At 69.7% G+C, this 17,950-nt stretch carries 16 protein-coding genes and 1 pseudogene; 5 read left to right on the top strand and 12 right to left on the bottom strand.

Annotation, left to right across the window (positions count from 1 at the left end):
* Positions 1-48 precede the first annotated feature (48 nt).
* Positions 49-1,383, top strand: coding sequence for a BTAD domain-containing putative transcriptional regulator (locus ACFY8O_RS30575; protein ID WP_387908111.1), 1,335 nt, complete (start codon positions 49-51; stop codon positions 1,381-1,383).
* 150 nt (positions 1,384-1,533) lie between these two features.
* Here the strand turns inward: ACFY8O_RS30575 and ACFY8O_RS30570 are convergent, their stop codons facing one another.
* The 3 genes from ACFY8O_RS30570 to ACFY8O_RS30560 all read right to left on the bottom strand — a co-directional run bounded on the left by ACFY8O_RS30570 (position 1,534) and on the right by ACFY8O_RS30560 (position 4,000).
* A complete protein-coding gene (locus ACFY8O_RS30570; protein WP_387908108.1) occupies positions 1,534-1,983 on the bottom strand; it encodes a DUF6234 family protein in 450 nt (149 codons plus the stop codon).
* Positions 1,984-2,216: 233 nt separating this feature from the next.
* A complete protein-coding gene (locus tag ACFY8O_RS30565; RefSeq protein WP_387908105.1) occupies positions 2,217-3,131 on the bottom strand; it encodes a serine hydrolase in 915 nt (304 codons plus the stop codon).
* Positions 3,128-4,000, bottom strand: a complete 873-nt coding sequence (locus ACFY8O_RS30560) for a LysR family transcriptional regulator (RefSeq protein ID WP_387908102.1) — start codon at positions 3,998-4,000, stop codon at positions 3,128-3,130. The genes ACFY8O_RS30565 and ACFY8O_RS30560 overlap by 4 nt, the downstream gene beginning before the upstream one ends.
* A gap of 300 nt (positions 4,001-4,300) precedes the next feature.
* Between ACFY8O_RS30560 and ACFY8O_RS30555 the strand changes: the two genes are divergently transcribed.
* Both ACFY8O_RS30555 and bla read left to right on the top strand, forming a co-directional pair.
* Positions 4,301-5,872: a penicillin-binding transpeptidase domain-containing protein gene (locus ACFY8O_RS30555; protein WP_387908099.1), complete on the top strand. Its 1,572-nt coding sequence runs from the start codon at positions 4,301-4,303 to the stop codon at positions 5,870-5,872.
* Positions 5,873-5,924: 52 nt separating this feature from the next.
* On the top strand, positions 5,925-6,866 hold the full coding sequence (gene bla / locus ACFY8O_RS30550) for a class A beta-lactamase (protein ID WP_387908097.1): 942 nt from the start codon (positions 5,925-5,927) through the stop codon (positions 6,864-6,866).
* Between the two features lie 334 nt (positions 6,867-7,200).
* Here the strand turns inward: bla and ACFY8O_RS30540 are convergent, their stop codons facing one another.
* The 3 genes and pseudogenes from ACFY8O_RS30540 to ACFY8O_RS34470 all read right to left on the bottom strand — a co-directional run.
* Entirely contained in the window at positions 7,201-7,401 is a 201-nt protein-coding gene (locus tag ACFY8O_RS30540) for a hypothetical protein (protein ID WP_387908094.1), read from the bottom strand.
* Between the two features lie 668 nt (positions 7,402-8,069).
* Positions 8,070-8,324, bottom strand: a complete 255-nt coding sequence (locus ACFY8O_RS30535) for a DUF6332 family protein (RefSeq protein WP_387908092.1) — start codon at positions 8,322-8,324, stop codon at positions 8,070-8,072.
* 158 nt (positions 8,325-8,482) lie between these two features.
* Positions 8,483-8,850: pseudogene (locus ACFY8O_RS34470) on the bottom strand (transposase); the annotation flags it as partial.
* A 367-nt stretch (positions 8,851-9,217) separates the two neighbouring features.
* On the opposite strand from ACFY8O_RS34470, the gene ACFY8O_RS30530 reads away from it, so the two are divergent.
* On the top strand, positions 9,218-9,883 hold the full coding sequence (locus ACFY8O_RS30530) for a hypothetical protein (RefSeq protein ID WP_387908089.1): 666 nt from the start codon (positions 9,218-9,220) through the stop codon (positions 9,881-9,883).
* 375 nt (positions 9,884-10,258) lie between these two features.
* Here ACFY8O_RS30530 and ACFY8O_RS30525 read toward each other — a convergent pair whose 3' ends face one another.
* The 6 genes from ACFY8O_RS30525 to ACFY8O_RS30500 form a co-directional block, all read right to left on the bottom strand.
* A complete protein-coding gene (locus tag ACFY8O_RS30525) occupies positions 10,259-10,978 on the bottom strand; it encodes an SGNH/GDSL hydrolase family protein (RefSeq protein WP_387908087.1) in 720 nt (239 codons plus the stop codon).
* The gene (locus ACFY8O_RS30520; RefSeq protein WP_387908084.1) at positions 10,975-11,445 is read right to left on the bottom strand and encodes a cupin domain-containing protein; all 471 of its coding nucleotides are present in this window, start codon (positions 11,443-11,445) and stop codon (positions 10,975-10,977) included. Before ACFY8O_RS30520 ends, ACFY8O_RS30525 begins: the two co-directional genes overlap by 4 nt.
* A gap of 82 nt (positions 11,446-11,527) precedes the next feature.
* Positions 11,528-12,364: a helix-turn-helix domain-containing protein gene (locus ACFY8O_RS30515; protein ID WP_387908082.1), complete on the bottom strand. Its 837-nt coding sequence runs from the start codon at positions 12,362-12,364 to the stop codon at positions 11,528-11,530.
* A gap of 1,065 nt (positions 12,365-13,429) precedes the next feature.
* Positions 13,430-14,098 carry a 4'-phosphopantetheinyl transferase family protein gene (locus ACFY8O_RS30510; RefSeq protein ID WP_387908079.1) on the bottom strand — a complete coding sequence of 223 codons (669 nt, stop codon included), beginning with the start codon at positions 14,096-14,098 and terminating at the stop codon, positions 13,430-13,432.
* A gap of 55 nt (positions 14,099-14,153) precedes the next feature.
* Positions 14,154-14,849, bottom strand: coding sequence for a formylglycine-generating enzyme family protein (locus ACFY8O_RS30505; RefSeq protein ID WP_387908076.1), 696 nt, complete (start codon positions 14,847-14,849; stop codon positions 14,154-14,156).
* A 545-nt stretch (positions 14,850-15,394) separates the two neighbouring features.
* On the bottom strand, positions 15,395-16,624 hold the full coding sequence (locus ACFY8O_RS30500; RefSeq protein ID WP_387908074.1) for a cytochrome P450 family protein: 1,230 nt from the start codon (positions 16,622-16,624) through the stop codon (positions 15,395-15,397).
* Between the two features lie 691 nt (positions 16,625-17,315).
* Here ACFY8O_RS30500 and ACFY8O_RS30495 point away from each other — a divergent pair.
* Complete coding sequence (locus ACFY8O_RS30495; protein WP_387908071.1) at positions 17,316-17,696, top strand: DUF4180 domain-containing protein; 381 nt, start codon at positions 17,316-17,318, stop codon at positions 17,694-17,696.
* The last annotated feature ends 254 nt before the right edge of the window (positions 17,697-17,950 follow it).

Genomic DNA, 17,950 nt, shown 5'->3' with positions numbered 1-17,950 from the left:
ACATCCTGACCACCGGCCCCTACGGGACAGCCCTTAGAGTGGCCGGCCATGGACTTCACCCTGCTCGGCCCCTTCGAGGCTCGCCACGAAGGGCGGCTCGTGCGGCTCGGGAGCCGGCGCCAGGAGCGGTGCCTGCTTGCGGTCCTCCTTCTGGAGGCGGGACGGCCGGTCACCACCGACCGGCTCACGGACCTCGTATGGAACGGTGTCCCGCCCGACGGTGCCCGCGTCACCCTCCACACGTACGTCGGTCGGCTGCGGTCCGCGCTCAGGCCGTACGGAGTGACCGTGGACACCCGCCACGACGGCTATGCCGTCGACGTGAGCGAACACACCGTGGACGTACGGGAGTTCCTCGACCTGGCCGGCCGGGCAGCCCTCGCCGCCGACCCCGGCGAACAGGTCCGCTGCCACGACAAGGCCCTCGCTCTCTGGCGCGGCCCGCTCCTCGCCGGCACTCTGGACCCGACCCAGCGGGCCCGGCTCGGCGGCCGGCTCTCCGAACTCCGCCTGACCGCACTGGAACAGCGCGCCGAGGCGCAGCTCACGATGGGCCTCCACGAACGGGTCATCACCGACCTGACCCCGCTCGTCGGCGAACATCCCGGCAGGGAAAGGCTGGTGGCCGCCCAGATGACGGCGCTCTACCGGGCCGGCCGGCAGACGGAGGCGCTGGAACTCCACCGCGCCACCCGCGACCACCTGGTCACCGAACTCGGCATCGAACCGGGACCGGCTCTCACCACGCTCCACGAACGCATCCTGAACGCGGACCCCCGCCTCGACCGCCCGCCCGCCCCGCTCTACGCGGTCCGGGTCCGCGAGGAGTGGCTGCCCTGGTCCACGGGCGGCCACCCGGCGCTGGAGTTCTGCAACACCTACGCGGGCTGGCACCACGCCCCCGCTGTCCCCGGCTCCGACTGGCTGCGCACCTACCGCACCCTGGCCGTCTGGGCCGGCCGTCAGGCCCTGACCGACGACGACGCGGTGGACCGCCTCCTGACCAGGGCGAGCGCCCACCCGACCGAGGCGGCCGAAGCCCTGGCGGAGGCCAAGACCTTCCGCACCGCCCTCTACGCCTGCCTGACCGACCCTGCCGATCTCCGCGCGTTCCGCACCGTCGCCGGTTTCGCCGAGGCGGCCGCCCGAGCGGCCGTCCTGGACCTTGACGACGACGGCCTCGCCCACTGGCGCCTCCCGCCCGCCACGGGCCTGCGCCTCCCTGTCCTCGCCACCGCCCGCTTCGCCGCCGACCTCCTCGCCGACCCCCGCCGCCTCACTCTGCGCGCCTGCCCGAGCGACGACTGCGGCTGGCTCTTCCTGGACACGTCAGGCCGCCGCCGCTGGTGCTCGACAGCAACCTGCGGCAGCGGCCGGTCCTGAGTCCTGCTGGCCTCCCCGGCCCCCGGCACCGACACCCGCCGCTGCCGGCCACCGGCCGGCAGCGGGCCGTCCGCCCCACGCGCTGGTGATCGACCCCCGGGTACCCCGGGTAGGGGATCCTCCGGGCGCCCCCGCGGTCGTGGCCTCGACTCAGCCCCCGGTGCCCGCGCATTCGTTGGTGTCGCCGCCGCTGCGGCAGCCGGCCTCGCCGGTGAACACGGGGAGAGGAGCCGGGTGTTCGGTGTGCTTCTCGTGCCGCTGGACAGTCACTGGGCCGGTCACCCCCGCCACCACCACGACGGCCAAGAAGCACTGGATCCACGCCGTCACCACAGCACGGGACCTTACGGCGATCACGGCCGCCACCACGGTCAGGGTCCCCACCACGCCGGCGGCGAGGAGACAGCCCTCCAGCGGACCGGGGCTCGCCCTCTTGCTCGGATCCAGGCTCACGCCGGACATCAACCAGACGCCGAAGGTGCCCGACAGAGCGAGCACTTCGAGGAGCAGCAGCCCCACCGCAGTCCCGACGTCCGCGCCCCGGCCTGCGCGGGGCCGTACGGAATCGTCGAACGCCGCAGGCGCGGTGGGAAGGTCCATGCCCGCCATCCTGGCCGGGCAGCAGGGTCGGTACATGAGTACGCGCCCCCACAAGCGGCCCGGACCGCCCCTCGACGCTCTTCGCGGGAGAGTCGTCCGGCCGGGCTTCATGTGCTTCCACACGCGGGGTACCCACTCGGCGCCGGTCGAGGGCCGAACGTCGTCCTTCGGCAACCTGTGTCGGCCGGGCGCTTCCATCTTTTTTGCCGCGGTTCGTACGGCGGGGGTCCCCGTCAGGTGTCCTGGCGCCCCCGCAGTTCCTCCACGGCCACCCGGGCCGCGGCCCCGATCACGGCGTCGGCGCGCGGGAGCTTGTGGTCGGACCGGGCAGCATGAGTGAAGACGACGGCCGTGTAGGTGCTGCCGTCGGCGAGCTCGACGACGCCCGCCTCATGGCGCAGTGCCCCGAGGGTGCCGGTCTTCCCGTAGACGGTGACGGCGTCATACGGGAATCCGGAGCCGAGCCGGTGTGTCCACGGTTGTTGGCGCATCACCTTGCGCATGAACGCGCAACGGTCGTCGGAGGCGGCCTGACCGGTCCAGATCGCTCGCAGGAGCCGTGCCATGTCCGCCGGTGAGGAGGAGGCCTTGAACGCGGGGTCGTACACGCCGGGTGGGACGACGGTGTCGTTGTCCGCCACATGGGCCAGGGCCGCGTCCAGCGAGCGGGTGCCGGTTTCGGCGATCAGTCGGCTGAACGTGTTGACGACGCCTCCACGGATATGGGTGTCGGGCATGCCCAGGTCCCGGCACGCGGCGTCCACGACGTCCGGACCGACCGCTCGGAGAACGGCGTCGGCCGAGGCGTTGTCGGAGATGGTCATCATCAGCACCACCATGTCGCGCAGCGACATGGTCACGGCGTCGTGCAGGACGGAGATGCCGGTCGGGCCGGGTACGCGCTCGTCGGGTTCCAGTGTCAGTCTGCGGCGCGGGTCGATCAGGCCCGCGTCCGCAAGCCGGCAGAAGGCGACCATCACAGGCACCTTGTAGATCGATCCGATGGGCAGCTGTTCCTCGGCGTCGATGGTCACCTGGGCCGATGGATGGTGCAGGTCTGCCACGTGCAGCCAGCCGCGGACGCCCGCGTCGTCGAACATGCCGCGGATGGCGCGTTCCACGCCGCTGCCGCGCCGCGTCGCGCTCACGGTGTCACCTTCCCGGTCAGCGCGTCCTCAAGGAGTTGCGCTGTCCTCGCCGTCTCATCCGCCCCCGGCCGGCGCGGGTCCCAGGTCACCCGCAGGCGTAGGGGAAGCGGTGGGTCCGTGGCCGTTCGCCGCTCGACGCCGGGGGCCGCGAGCGCGTCGTCCGCGGTGACAAGGACTGCCTGACCTGCCGCGACGAGTGCGAGAGCGGCGCGCTCGTCGGAGACCACCACGGTTTCCACCCGTCGGCCGCGGCTGGCCAGGGTGTCGATGAACAGGTCGTGGGCCGCGGGGGCTTCGGCGCGGGGACGTACGGCAACGGGCAGAGGCGACGTCGGTGCGTCACGTGTCTCCCCCCGCTCGGCGGGGGCGAGGATCCAGGTCGGCAGAAGGATCACGCGGCCGGCGGCGAGACCGTGCAGTACGGAGGGATGCCGGATCACGGCGATGTCCAGCCGCCCGGCAACGACGTCACTGAGCAGCGCGGTTGTCGGTGCCGTCACCATGCCGATCCGCGTCCGTTCGCCCGCCCGGACCGGTGCCGCTGCCGCGTCGGCCGCCAGGGTCGTCGGCACTTCGGGAGCCAGCCCGAGCCGCAGCCGAGTTCCGTCGGCCTGCTCCCGGGCCCCGGTCTCACGGAGTTCCACGAGCGCGGCCAGTGCTCTGCGGGCGTGAGGAAGCAGTTGCGTCCCCTCCTCGGTGAGGCACACGCCCCTGTCGCGATCGAACAAACGTACGCCAAGCAGGGTCTCCAGTCGGCGCAAACCCTGCGACAGAGGCGGCTGGGTGATGCCGACCCGCTGAGCGGCGGCCCCGAAGTGTTCCTCCTCTGCCAGGGCGATGAAGATTTCCAGATGCCGTTCGGTCAGCACTCTGCACCTCCTGGCGTGCACTGATACGACTTCCGAATCATGCGAATGCCGAGATCGTATTCGACATGTGCCCGGCGGCGGGCTTGACTCCTGGCCGAGGGGGCGGCCCCGCGGGTTCGGAAGGGCCGTCATCGGCCGCTGTCGAGCCCGCACACACGACACCGGGGCCGTCTCCGGCAGGACGCTCAGGTGCGGACCGCCCGATCCGAAACGGAGATCACCTTGACGCACGTACACAGCCGGAACGGTGCCGCCCCTCACGCGGGGACTCGGCGCGTGCGGCGACCGCTGATCATCGGCATGTCCCTACTCGTGCTGGCGGGAGGCGGGTATGCCGCCTTCGGCCTCTGGGGTGGCGACGCGAAGAAAGACACGGACGTGGCGTCCGCCCGCAAGCCCTTCGCCGCCTTCCTCGCCGCCTGGGCTGGGCACGACGCGCGGAAGGCGGCGGGTTACACCGACACGCCTGACGACGCCGCGTCGCTCCTCAGCTCGGTCCTGACCAACCTCAAGCCCTCCAAGACCACAGCGGTCGGAGGCGAGGGCCTGAAGAAGGGGGAAGGAGAAGTGCACTTCCCCTTCACGGTGACCATGGCGATACCGGGCGCAGGAGACGTCACCTGGCGCTCCGGTGCGCAGGTGGTCGACACATCAGGGACGTGGAAGGTCGAGTTCACTTCGCCGGTGATCCATCCGGAGCTGGAACCGGGGCAGACCCTTGCCCTCAAGAACAGCAACGACAGGGCGAGGGTGCTCGACACCCAGGGGGACCCGCTCCGTGCGGAGAGCCTCGTCGGTACCGTCGACCCCGTCAGCGGTAAGGGGACGTCCGGTCTGGAGGCCCGCTACGACGACGTCCTGTCCGGGGGCCGGAAGGCAAGCAAATCCGTCGTGGTAGCGGACCGGCAGAGCGGGCGCGCCGTCAAGAACCTCACCGACACCGCGCCGGCCGCAGGCCGCCCGGTCCGCACCACCATCGACCCTCGCGTCCAGGAGGCGGCGGCCGACGCCCTGTCCGGGGTGGACGTCGATGCGGCCATCGTCGCCGTGGACCCACGCAACGGTCACATTCTCGCCGCCGCCAACCGGCCGGGTGGTTTCAACCGCGCCCTCGAAGGCCGCTATCCGCCCGGTTCGGTCTTCAAGGTCGTCACGGCAGCGGCCCTTCTGGAGGGTGGTCTGAAACCCGAAGCCCCTGCGGCCTGCCCGAAGTTCGCGAGCGTCGACGGACAGCGCTTCGAGAACCAGAAGCAGTTCGAACTCCCCACCGGTTCGACCTTCGCGGACGTCTTCGCCCAGTCCTGCAACACGTACTTCGTCAACGCACGAGGCCGGCTCTCCGACACCGACCTGCGGGACGCGGCGCAAGCGTTCGGCATCGGTGGCAGCTGGGACGTGGGGACGACCACCTATGACGGCAGCGTTCCCGTCACCACGAGCGACAACGACAAGGCCGCCGCCACCATCGGCCAGGCACGCGTCCAGGCGTCACCGCTGGTGATGGCATCCGTCGCGGCCACCGTCAAGAGCGGGACGTTCAACCAGCCGGTCCTGGTGCCGGACGCGGTGAAGAAGAAGTACCGGGCACCGGCGGCGCTGGACGCCGAGGTCGCGGGCGGGCTCCGCGAGATGATGCGTACCACCGTGACCTCCGGTTCCGCCCACGCGTTGAAGGGCCTGCACGGTCAACCCCACGCGAAGACCGGAACCGCTGAATTCGGCAGCGAGAACCCGCCGCGCACGCACGCCTGGATGATCGGGTACCAGGGCGACTCCGACCTCGCCTGGGCCGTGCTCCTCGAGGACGGCGGTTCCGGCGGCGCAGACGCAGCCCCGGTCGCGGCGCGCTTCCTGGGCAACCTGGCCCGTTGAACAGAAATCAGGCTGTCCGAACGACCGCTTCAGAAAGGAATGCCCGCACCTCATGCACCCCCGCACTCGTCGTGCCGCCCTCGCCATGCTGGCTGGGTCGGCGACCCTGCCACTCTCCGGGTGCACCGTCGCCCGGACGGCGCACCCCCCGGCGACCTCCGGTCCGAATCCAGCCACCTCGAAGCCCGCCGCATCGGCACCACCAGCCACCTCGCGTACGGCGCGCGCGTTCCGTGAACTGGAGCGGACATTCGACGCCCGGCTGGGTGTCTACGCACTCGACACGGGCAGCGGCCGGACCGTGACCCACCGGGCCGACGAACGCTTCGCCTACGCCTCCACCTGCAAGGCACTGCTCGCCGGCGCCGTACTCAGCAGGAACTCCCTGAGGCAGATCGACCGGCTGGTGCGTTACGACCGTGACGATCTCATCAGCAACTCCCCGATCACCGAGCGGCACATCGCCACCGGACTGACCCTGCGTGAGCTGTGCGACGCCGCCGTCCGCTACAGCGACAACACCGCGGCGAATCTCCTCTTCCGCGAACTCGGCGGCCCCCAGGGCCTCCAGGATGCCCTGCGCGCCGAAGGCGACAACGTCACCCGCTGTGACCGCTACGAGGTCGCGCTGAGTGACGCGGTCCCCGGTGACGTCCGTGACACCAGCACCCCGCGTGCCCTCGCCCACGACCTGCGCACCTACGTCCTCGGCACCACCCTTCCGGCGGACAAGCGGGCCGTACTGACCGACTGGCTCAAGCGCAACACGACAGGCGACCACACCATCCGCGCCGGCACTCCTGACGGCTGGCAGGTGGGGGACAAGACCGGCTCCGGCGGCTATGGCACCCGCAATGACATCGCCATCATCTGGCCACCCGACGCCGCTCCGATCACCCTCGCCGTCCTCTCACGCCGCGACACCAAAGACGCCGAACGCGACGACGCCCTGATCGCCCGCGCCGCCGAGGTCGCCCTCCGTGCGATTGCCTGAGCCTCGATCGCCGGGCAACAGCCGGCCAAGGCGTGGGCATAAACGCGCCGATGCCCTCCGGCCACCGGCAGGCACGCGAAGATCCCGATTCCCTTCGTCGTCGGTGGCGAGGCACGGTCCGGGCAGTGATGCGGCAGCCCTCCGACCAGGCCGCGAACCGCGAACGTCGCGGCAGGCTCGGCGGCCGTCCGCCAGCCTTCGCCCGCGAGGCCCGGTGGAAAGACCTTCGTCGACTGGATGGGCGCACGAATGAGGGTCGTGCTCCCCGCTGAGGTGCGGGGATGGTCCCCGAGCGCTCTACGCCCACTCGAGGTCGGCCACGACAATTGCGCGGTTACGGCACCACGGGTGTTCGTGCGCCGGCGAGGAACGCGCTGAGCCCGGTGTCGAAGTGCATGGACGAGGGGACGAACAGGACTGTCTCGTCGGGGGCGACATACACCTTGCCGCCTCCGCGGGCGGGGTGGACGACGCAGACTCCCGCGCCGTCTGCCAGCGTGATCGTGCCGAGGAACGCTGTGCCGACCCGGGCCAATTTCTCGTTGCCGGCCCTCGTCGCAGCGGTGCGAGTGTGTGCCGGACTCGGATCCTCCCTCCCGCGCGGAACAGGAGGCTGGTCGGAGCGACGCTCGGCCCGAGCTGGACGCCTTGCAAGAGCACCTGTGCCCCGGCTTGGCACGCGGGCTGTCTGGTCCCTGCTGAGGGAGACGGCGGGATCGTTGCCGTGGACGTGCACCTGGCCGGTACACGGGCCGCCCAGGGCAGGCTGGCCGCACATGATGTCCTGTCCGCAGTGAATGCACCGCATCGTTCCACTTCGCTCTTCCATCAGCTCCATGGGCTGCTCCTCAACTCGCTGTGACACCGCGGGTGGCAAGGAGCTCCCGCTGTCCTGCCTGGGGACCAGGGTGCCGTCGTCCACCCCGGCGCCCGTCTGAGGTGGGGGAGCAGTGCAAGGTCGCCCGTTGAGTGGACGACGAAGAGGTCGTCCTCCCCGCCCCAGGCGGCCTGCAGTGATGGTAGACGTCTTGGAGGACCGGGGGTGCAGGCTGACGAGTCGTCGTCGACCGCCACATCGGCGATGGACAGGTCGGCGAGTTCGGTCCTGCGGTTGAGGGCGCCCCGTCCGAGGAGGAGCATGCTCCGGTCGTCCACGACCGACACGCCGGGAGGCTGGCGACCGCAAGAGGAAGGCCTGTGGAGTCAGTGGCCCAGTCTGCGCTGCTTGTCGAATCGAAGCAGGACCCGAACCAGACGCCACACTCCGGCCCCCGCTCCGAGCAGCGCACCCCCTGCCAACGCGCCGCTCGCTACCGAACCGGAAAGACCAAGGGCCAGGGCGAGCGCCCAGGCGCAGACAAAGATCACCCCAGCCAACATGGCAGCAGTCATCAGGGCGAAGACAATCTCCACCGTCATTGCGTCCTTCTCCGACCGCGACTCACGCCCCATGCCCATGCTTCAAGTCTCACATCGCGGTCAAGTCACCGCGCCTCCCCCCGGCCGCTGAATCGAGTTACGCGACCCGAGCGCCGTGCCGGCTCTCACCGCCGGTTCGGCGGGCACTGTCCAGGCGGCGGCGGAACCGTGAGGCCGGCCTGGTGGATCTGGCCGCGCTCTTGGCGGGCTTCAAGACGTGCCCGTACGCTCCGGCCCGCCGCGCGAGTGTCGATGAGCCGGGAGGCCGTCGGGTCCGAGGCAACCCGACCGGACACGGCCGTCTCGGCCCGAAGCATCCCGACACCCGCAGGACAGATCGGGGGGCAGCGGGAACGCAAGAGCAACGTCAAGCAGGGCCTTGCCTGGATCGTGCACGGTTCGAGGACCGGCGGCAAGGTCTCGGCGCCCCGGTGATCGCAGGGTCCAGCCCGGTCTTGCGAGCGGTCTCGATCAACACGACAGCACCGGCCTGAGACACCACCGTCCGGCCGTCGCCCTGGATGGGGACGTGCGGAGAGGAGCCGATACGCTCTTCACCTGGGATGTGCCTCCCACGGCAGCTGGAACAAGGACCTCAACAGTCCTCATTCTTGTTGGTCAGGGGTCATTTCGTTTACGTGATCACACGTCGGACAACCCGCCTCATGAAGGTGCGAGGTGAGGCCACGCCCACTCCGCTCCACCGAGGACGTCCTGGCGCATCAGGGTGTGCCCGTTGCCAAGGGACAGCGAAATGCGCTGAGATGATCTTCGTAAATTCATCGCGATCTCTCGGGGGCACCGAATTGGCAGGCCAGGCAGGACCTCGGCGAGGAACCCACACAGGGCCGGCTGACCCTTCACTCAGCCGGGGGCCCATACCGCCCATGCCGGTACATCCGCCCCGGCGGCCCTCGCACGTGAGGAATCCCGTGTATCTGGTGCCCGCGGTTTTGGCTGTGGCAGCCGCGGTCACCACAGCCATGGTCACAGGCGGGTGGGGCTGGATGCAGGAGCAATGGTCGGCCCCGCCGGGGCTGACGGTGCATGCGGCTCTGGGGTCCTGCCCCGTGTACATGGACCAATCGCTCGATGAACTTCGCCGGGACGCCGGCAGCCACCAACTGCAAAAAGGTGTCGCCGTGACCGCGCCCCAGGACGACCCCGCAGACCTCACGCTGACCCTGCAGGCCAAAACATCCCAGGCCATCGTCGTCACAGGCGTGACGGTCCGTCGGCTTTCCGCTGCCCCCGTCCCGACTGCGGGATCGGTCGTCAACAAGGAGTGCGGTGGCCTCATGACACCGCGCGTCTTCGATGTGGACCTCATGGCCGAAGAGATCAGTCTGCAGCCGGCCAGCAGAGACAGCACCAAGGCCGTCAACTTTCCGCTCAAGGTCTCCGACAGCGATCCGGAGCAGCTCAGCCTGCAGTTGTTCCCCGGAAATCACGACGTCCGTTTCAGCGTCGAGGTCAACTGGATCTCCGAAGGCGAAGCGCAGAGCGAGAAGGTGGCCGATGGTGTGCCGGTACTTCGCGTGACAGGTCCCGGGAGCCTCCCGGTCTACTCGTACGCAGAGGTGTTCGCCAAGTCGTAGATGTCGACCACGCCGGGCTCCTCCGGCCCCTGTGGGGACCGCTGACCTCACGGCGACAGGGGCCGGCGCAGTGATGGATGCCTCACCCTCCTGCGAGGCAGGTGTAGCAGCGCCGATGGTCCGGGAAGAAGGCACACGCAACGCGCCGGCCCACGACTCCCGAAGCTCTGTGCCACACGCTCCTCGTCGGCGACAGCGCCACCGGCTCCGAAGGGGGGCCACGGTCGACGACAGCAGCGCCACGGGACCGTGAGTCAGGCGCTCTTGCGGTGGTCACGCAGCCGGACGAGCCGGCTGGCGTCAGCGTTCACCGCCTGGGTCGGATGCCACCTTCGCGCGGTAGATGGCATCCGACTGGCGGTGCGCCGGGATCAGCTACGCGCTCCGGGTCAGCAGTCCGGCGTCGATGACCTCAGCGACAAGGGTGGCGCCGCTGCTGTTCTGGTGGATGTGGTCGGTCGTGAGCACGAGACCTCGCCGCCGTGCGATCGTGTCGAGGCTGCGGCGCAGCAGCGCGTGCTGGACGAGCACGCCGACGACCGCTGCGGGCGTCACCTCCCGGTACGCGATCGGCGGCGGGTTCGCTTGGCGCAGTTCCTCGATCTGGCGTTCGTGGAGCGGAAGGTAGGCCACCTCGTGGGTTGCGGCGACCTCGGCGATCAGCCGGCTGTAGGCCTGCGATGCCTGTGCCGCTGCTCCGTCGAGTTGCTGACCGAGTACCGGCAGGGACAGCAGACCGATCGTCGCGTCGGTCTCCGCTCGCAGACGAGAGACGACGGCCCCCAGGCACTGCTGGAACCAGCCGGCCGACGGGCGCTCGGGGAGCTGTTTGCGCTTCATGGCCTGCTCGACGGGGTAGCCGGCAAGACTTGCTCGGGCGTCGTTGGTCCCGATCAGCACGGTGATCACATCGGGTGGGTTCGTGACCACAGCGTCGAGGCGCTGCAAGAGGTTGTGGGCGAAGTCGCCGTTGGCGGCGAAACGGGCAAGCTGCACGTCACCGGGGGTGTGGCGTCGTCCGAGAAGGTCCAGGTAGTCGGCGCTGAACTGTGCGCGGGTGATGCTGTCGCCGAGGCACGCGAGGCGAGTCGTCACGGCGCTTCCGCCGGGCTGGGCGTGCCGAGGGGTTCGGTGGGGTGGGCGTCGGTCCGAGGACGGTGGTCGGCGCCGAGGGTCGCAGTGACGGACAGGATGGACGCCGGCCCCTCCATGTCGACGACGTGCCATACCCCGGCCGGGTTGATGGTGGCCTCGCCCGGCCCGAGCCGAACGCGGCCGGGCACTCCGTCCCTGTCGCGGGTGACCGTCACGCACCCGCTGAGGCACACGACCAGCTCGTCCCCTGCGGGGTGGCTTTCCCAGTGGTCACCGAGCCCTTCGCCGTCGAAGATCATCACCATCCGGCCCTCAGCGCCGTCTGCCGCGACCGCGGCGCTGTAGGCCTGGAGCACCTCCGGGTCCCAGGCGAAGCCCTCGACGTGTCTCGCTGTCGCCCCCAGTCCGAGGTGTACGGGGGTGGTCCGCAGGTCCATGGCATTGCGTTCGTGGTTGACGAGTCTCATGCCGACGATCGTCCACGGCAGTGAGCGGGCGGTCTTGAAGAAAAGGGAAGGGGAGCAGGCTCGACGGGTGGACGGGTGGCGGCTACCCGGCTCCGAGGAGTACTTCGCCGCGTCGCCAGGCGGTCGGCGAGCGGCCCGTGAACTCGCGCCAGTCGCGCACGAGATGGGCCTGGTCGGCGTAGCCGGAGACGCTTGCCACTTCGCTCCAGGGGAGCGGGTCCTGTGCCGCCGCAAGTTCGTGCGCGTGCTCGAAGCGCAGGACTCGGGAGACGGTCTTCGGCGACAGGCCCACCTCACCGCGAAACCGCTCGGTGAGGTACCGACGGCTCCAGCCGAGTTCCGCGGCGACCGCACCGACCTGGACGCAACCCCGCGCGGCGACGAGACGGCGCCAGGCCTCGGCCACCTCGGGGCGTATCCGGCGCACGTGGTCGTCGCAGGCGCCACGGCTCACAGCTCGGAGGAGCAACTCGTCCAGCACGGTGAACCGCGCCGCCCATGTTGTCGCCGAACGGAGCCGGTCGGCCAACTCACCGGCAAGCGCTCCGAGAAGCTCGTCAAGTGGGACCAACCGGTGGGCGAGCTCGGCTGCGGGCATGCCGTAGACGGCCCGGGCCCCGAGCGGTGTCAGCGACACCTGGACACCCTGCTGGCGTCCGTCATGGTGAATCGCGACGGACCGGCACATCAGACCGCCGGCCACGCTGCCGAAGCGGCTTACCGGTGACCCGTCGTCGACGCCCGCCGCCACCTCCAGAGGATCTGACAGGCTGATCACCGCAGTGAGCGCCCGGCTCGGCGGGCCGCAGTGCACCCCCGTCGGGAGCCCACGGAGGTCGAAGCCGACGTACGAGTCGACGTACTTCCTCAGGACGGGCGCCGGACGCGCACCGATCCCGGGGGCCGTGGGGTCCGCCATTCTCGTCAGTGTACGAGCCGCACAGGCCAGGAAGACCATCGGCGTTTGCGGTTGGTGACGATCCCGCTGGTCTATTCCGTACTCAGCAGGTCCGACGGGCGATGCGACCGCTCGTTGGCTGGGCACGTAGTTGCAGATGGTGTCCCCGGCCGAGAGAAGTGGCTGCGGGCTCAGCGGGCGGCCTTCTTTGGCAGGACCCATACGTAGTGCCACTTGCCGTGTGCGCGTTTGGGTTTGACGTCGGCAAATGCCTGGGGTGGTCGGCGGGCAGGCGCTCCTGTTGCCCGCGGGGCAGCACGGTGCGCTGCGGCTGGTCGGCTCGGCGCACAACGGTCCTGTGACCACCACGCTGACCGTGCACTACGCGGACGGCAGCAGCACGGAGGCACCGGTGACCTTCGGTGACTGGGCGGGCTCCGCGCCGAACGGCAGCACGGTCGTCCTCGACATGCCGCACCGCATCAAGCGGGGGAGCGGTGTCGACGGGCCGTCCATTCGGCTCTTCGGTACGGCCGCCGAGCTCGACCGTGGCAAGACGGTCCGTTCGGTCTCCCTGCCGGACGACTCCCGCGTCGAGATCTACGCGATGACGCTCGTCTGGAGAGGGACCGGCGGACCGCCGAAACCCAGCCGACGGTGCGCCGTTCCGGATCGGCGCGCCCCTCTCATCAGGGCCTCGGCGCGAAAGCGCCGGGGCCCTTCGCACGCTCGCCCACCGACCGTCCACCTGGCGCCGACGCCGCGGTCCCTCGCCGCGCACATCGTGGCTGGACCGACCCTGGAGCTCCCGGGCGTCAGGGACCCCGCGTCCCGCCCGAAGCCGGGTCCCTGGCACGCGACGGTGCGGGCCCCTGGCGGTCTCGTCGCGGCCGGCGTGGACCGGCTGAGCCGTACGTGGCCCTGGCGCGTGCACTCGCCGCGCGCAGGCCGAGCCTCAGCGAGCAGCGCCTGGGATGCCCGGCGGCCGACGGGTGAGGGTACATCCCGGGATGCCGTGCGGGCAGTGGAGGGGCGAGCTGGTCTCCCCGCTGCGCGCGCGGGCCCAGGGACCACGACGGGTCACCGTCACGTCCTCCGCCGCAGGGCGATCGCGGTGAGCAGGAGGCCCCGGCGGGAGAGCCACCGGCCGTCGAACTCCTCGATACATTCCCCGTCGACGACGGGGCCCGGGACGAGCAGTCGCGCGAAGAAGGTGCCTTCATCGGGGTCGATGCGCATGTCCGCCTCGGAGAAGTCGAGTTCTCGCCCGGTGAGCGGGAACCAGATCTTGAACACCGCTTCCTTGGCGCTGAACAACAACCGGTCCCAGCAGACGCCGGGGGAGGATCGCGTCAACGCGACCACCCGCGCCCGCTCCTCGGGCAGCGTGATGAACTCCAGCAGGTCCTCCGCCAGGGGAAGGTCGGGCTCGGCATCGATGCCGAGACCCACGAACGCGGAGGAGCGGCCCATGGCGGCGGCCCGGAACCCGGGACAGTGCGTCAAGCTGCCGACGATGCCATCGGGCCACAGCGGTTCGCCGCGCACACCTGACAGCACAGGCGCCGGCGGCACGCCCAGTTCGCGCATGGCGCGGCGCGCGCACAGGCGGACGTTCGCGTATTCCCGTAGGCGCTTCGGCCGGGCGCTCGCGACGGCGGCGGCCTCCTGCGGGTACAGGGCGGTCAGCGCCGCGTCGTAGTCGACGAAGGCGCTGCCCGTGCCGATGGGCGGAGGCAACAGCTCAGCGATCACCACAGCACCCCGCGTTCACGGTCTCGCTCCCGGGCTCTCCTCCTGTGCGCAGCGCTCACCGTGAGCGGGCGAGCCTGAACCCGAGGTCCTCGATGGCGAGGGTCGGGTGGCTCTTGCGACGGCACGACGCCCGGCATCCCCTGGGCTCGTCGAAGAAGCCGCCACCGCGGAAAACGCGGTACGAGCCGTAGACACGGGGGTCATAGACGTCCCAGCACCACTCCCAGACGTTACCGATCATGTCGTGGAAGCCCCACGCGTTCGGCTCCCGCATCGCGATCTCGTGCAGCTCACCCCCGGAGTTCCCGCGGTACCACGCGATCTCGTCCAGCTCTCCGTAGCGGGGCTCCGAACTCCCGGCCCGGCAGGCGTACTCCCACTCGGCTTCGGTCGGCAGGCGGTAACCGTCCGCCGACCAGTCGCAGACCACGTCCTCGGCGTCGCGGCTGTCGCCCATCGTGTAGCAGGGGCTGAGTCCGACAGCCTGCGATAACAGGTTGCAGAACCGGACGGCGTCCAGCCATGAGACCTCGGTCATCGGCGTGCGCGGCCCCGCCGCGCTCTCCGGCGCCTCGTCCAGCACCGCGGTGTACAGCTCGCGGGTGACCGGACCAGGTGCCAGCTGGAAGGCGGCAACCTCGACCGTCCAGTCCGTCATCGTGCCCTCGTCCCGCAGCGCGATCTCTCCGGCGGGCACGTCGATCATGGGATCGACGGCCAACCGGCGTGGCGTCGTTGCTTCACGGTTCATCGCAGCCCTACTCCTACACATTCGGTTCGTGTCCGCCACGTGCGATCACCGTCGAGGCACCCGCAGAAGTCATCACGGACTCATGGTCGTTCGGCCGGACGACGGGTGCGGCCGGGGCGACGTCTCGCGCCGCGTGCTCCCTGACGGGCCGCGAACCACGTGCGGTTGCCCTCACTCCTGCAGTCTGCCGCAGCGGGCGCAACCGGGGGTGTAGGGAGATCTTTTCAGGCCGGGCCGTAGGGCTGCAACTCGGCGCGGGTGTGGCAGGACCCGCCCCGCATTCGGTGGTGACCCGGAGCCGTGGGGCTCGTTGACATCCGCGTAAGCGACGCCATGAGCCGGTGCGGACAGTCAGGTGTGCCGCGACGCACCCCCCCGGGGTCGTTCAACTCGCGACCGGCGATGGGGAGGTGGTGCGGCCCCCCACCGGGAGCGTGCGCTCGCGGTGCAGGCCGCGAAGGCCCGGCGCGAAGGAGCTGGGCGGCCAGGCAGGTTACACCCGGGTCCTCCCCGGTGCGGGAAGCCCGCACCGGGAACACCGCCGGTCAGCTCCGCTCGGCGCGGAGCGACACCGGCAGGGATGTCAGCCCGCGCAGCGCCGTCCCCGGCTGCCAACGGAGGTCCGCCGGGTCGGCTGCCAACCGGATGTGCGGGAAGCGGTCGATGAGCCGGTCGAAGGCGATCTGCGCCTCCAGCCGTGCCAGTTGTGCTCCGACGCAGTAGTGGATGCCGTGTCCGAAGGACAGGTTGGCGCCCGCGGAACGGTGAATGTCCAGGCTGCCGGCATCGGGGAACTGGGACTCGTCCCGGTTGGCCGACGTGAGAGCGACCACCACCAGTTCGCCCTCCGGTATGACGACTCCGTCGATTTCGATCGGCTCGGTCGTGAACCGCAGCGACGACGTGTTGACCGGGCTCTCGTAGCGAAGGAGCTCATCGACCGCGCCGGGCAGCAATGAGCGGTCCGCGCGCAGCGCGGCGAGCTGATCGGGGTGGCGCAGCAGCGCGAACGCCCCGTTCCCGATGAGGTTGACCGTGGTCTCGTTCCCTGCGACCAGCAGCAGGAACGCCATCGACACCAGTTCCTGGGTGTTCAGTTTGCCGTCGTCACTGGAACGCACCAGACCGGTGAGCAGGTCGTCCGCCGGCTGCGACCGCTTGCTCTCGACCAACTCGTGCAGGTATCCGAGCAGTGCCGTCGTGGCCTGCGCCATGCTCTCCGGGTCCCCGCCGGAGAGCTGGGTGGGGACCCAGCCCTGGAAGCGCTCCTGGTCGCCGGCAGGCACGCCGAGCAGCTCGCAGATCACCGCCATGGGCAACGGGTAGGCGAAGGCGCGCATCAGGTCCACCTGGTCCTGGCCTTCCATGGCATCGAGCAGTTCCGTGGTTATCTGCTCAATCCGCGGACCCAGTTTCTCCACTGCTCGCTGCGTGAACACCTTGTTGACCTGCCGGCGCAGCCGGGTGTGGTCCGGCGGGTCGGCGTTCATCATGTGCGCCGCCAACTCGCTGGCGAACACCATGCCGGTCTCGCCGTCGGTGTTCTGCTGGATCACCTTCTGGCCGGCCTCGATATTCTTGGACAGACGGTTGTCGGTCAGCACGGACTTCGCGTCCTCGTAGCGCGTGACGAGCCAGACCTTGGTCCCGCCCGGCGCGATGATCTCGCGGACCGGTGCCTCGGAGCGCAGGACGTCGTACACGGCATGCGGATCCTGCTCGAACTCCTTCTCGTCGAGCTGGAGCGGAGCCAGGCCGCTGTGATCCCTGGGCATTATTCCTCCCGTGTGTGAACAATGACGTGGGTGCGCAAGGCGTGAACACTTGGGCGAAGAGTCGGTGCGGGCAGTCGACCACTAAACGATGTCGTCTCGCAAGACCTCTCCGGTGAATAGGGAAAGGCATCCTCGGGTTCGCGCGCGAAATGATGTCCCGAGCCTCGCCGGGAAAGCTCAGAAACCGCTCCGGCCCGCATCGCCGGACCCTTGCTGAGGGTACTGTGCGTAGGGCGGGGGAGGAGCTCTTCGGGAAGACCTGCGGACGCTACCCGCCCACGACCTCCGCAAACTTCGGCGCGGCGGGTGATGCGGAGTTCGCGCTGCTGCGCCCCCGGGGACGCCGGCTCCGGGAATGCTGCTGGCCGGATTCGGCCATCCACGCACTGGCCTGATCTTCCGTTCAGCCGCGTCGGTGCCGCCGTGCGTCCGTCCGCCACCCCATGTCTACCGGTGCGGGGTCATCCACCGGTCGAACACCGCTCTGGTCAGCGAAAACGCTACGGAGGGACCATGGCCCCCGCGAGGGGTGGCGACTGCGCAGCCCGGTTCAGCCAGTCCATAAACCTGAAAGCAGGAAGATGGCTCAATCATACAAGGTGACTTATGTGACCTTGGCCCGTGATCAAAGCGTGTGCTAATTTTCTCCAGCGATATCTGCTCGCGATTGCCTCACTTGGGGGACTGACCATTGACAGATGAACTGCAGGAACGGCATGGGGTTCAGGTGTTGATGTGTGATCCCGCGGGTCCTGTCGTGGCGACTGAGCAGGATGCACTGAACCTGATCGGCGCGGCCTTGCTCGACGCCGAGATCGTGGTCGTACCTGTGAGTCGCCTGGACGAGGAGTTCTTCTCGCTCAGCACCCGTATCGCAGGCGAGATCATGCAGAAGTTTGTCAACTATAAAATCCGGCTGGCCGTCGTCGGGGATATCTCCCACTATCTGGAGGCCAGTGATGCACTGCGGGCTCTGGTGCATGAATCCAATACGGCAAGCCACATCTGGTTCGTGCCTGACATCGAGGCCCTCGACGCCCGCCTGCAGGCCACCGGCGCTCGCCTGACCTGAGGGCGGTGGGTCTCGGAAAGCCTCGGCCGTCCGGTCCCCGGGCGGTGCTGAACGGAGGCTCGAGACGCACATCGAGCGGCACCCGCATCCGGTGACCGGGGCGTGACGACCGCACCCACGCCACCTCGCGTGACGTCACCGGAGCGAGAGCGGACAGGCCCTTGGAGTCACCGCAGTCGCTGACCTCGGGCCGTAGGGGGCGACGTGGTCCCCGGCACATCTCGGGGGTTTCCCGGGCGCGATCGGCATGCCCG

The sequence above is a fragment of the Streptomyces argenteolus genome, from assembly GCF_042902585.1.
GTDB lineage: Bacteria > Actinomycetota > Actinomycetes > Streptomycetales > Streptomycetaceae > Streptomyces > Streptomyces argenteolus.
The sequence above is the reverse complement of the archived record's forward strand: the minus strand, read 5'-3'. Positions and strand labels throughout refer to the sequence as shown.

What these genes read in the sequence shown, in the direction of transcription:
- ACFY8O_RS30575 (WP_387908111.1), top strand. Translation starts at nt 49, where the DNA reads ATGGACTTCACCCTGCTCGGCCCCTTCGAGGCTCGCCACGAAGGGCGG.
- ACFY8O_RS30570 (WP_387908108.1), bottom strand. Translation starts at nt 1,983, where the DNA reads ATGGACCTTCCCACCGCGCCTGCGGCGTTCGACGATTCCGTACGGCCC.
- ACFY8O_RS30500 (WP_387908074.1), bottom strand. Translation starts at nt 16,624, where the DNA reads ATGCCCAGGGATCACAGCGGCCTGGCTCCGCTCCAGCTCGACGAGAAG.
- ACFY8O_RS30535 (WP_387908092.1), bottom strand. Translation starts at nt 8,324, where the DNA reads ATGGGCATGGGGCGTGAGTCGCGGTCGGAGAAGGACGCAATGACGGTG.
- bla (WP_387908097.1), top strand. Translation starts at nt 5,925, where the DNA reads ATGCACCCCCGCACTCGTCGTGCCGCCCTCGCCATGCTGGCTGGGTCG.
- ACFY8O_RS30505 (WP_387908076.1), bottom strand. Translation starts at nt 14,849, where the DNA reads ATGAACCGTGAAGCAACGACGCCACGCCGGTTGGCCGTCGATCCCATG.
- ACFY8O_RS30555 (WP_387908099.1), top strand. Translation starts at nt 4,301, where the DNA reads ATGTCCCTACTCGTGCTGGCGGGAGGCGGGTATGCCGCCTTCGGCCTC.
- ACFY8O_RS30520 (WP_387908084.1), bottom strand. Translation starts at nt 11,445, where the DNA reads ATGAGACTCGTCAACCACGAACGCAATGCCATGGACCTGCGGACCACC.
- ACFY8O_RS30515 (WP_387908082.1), bottom strand. Translation starts at nt 12,364, where the DNA reads ATGGCGGACCCCACGGCCCCCGGGATCGGTGCGCGTCCGGCGCCCGTC.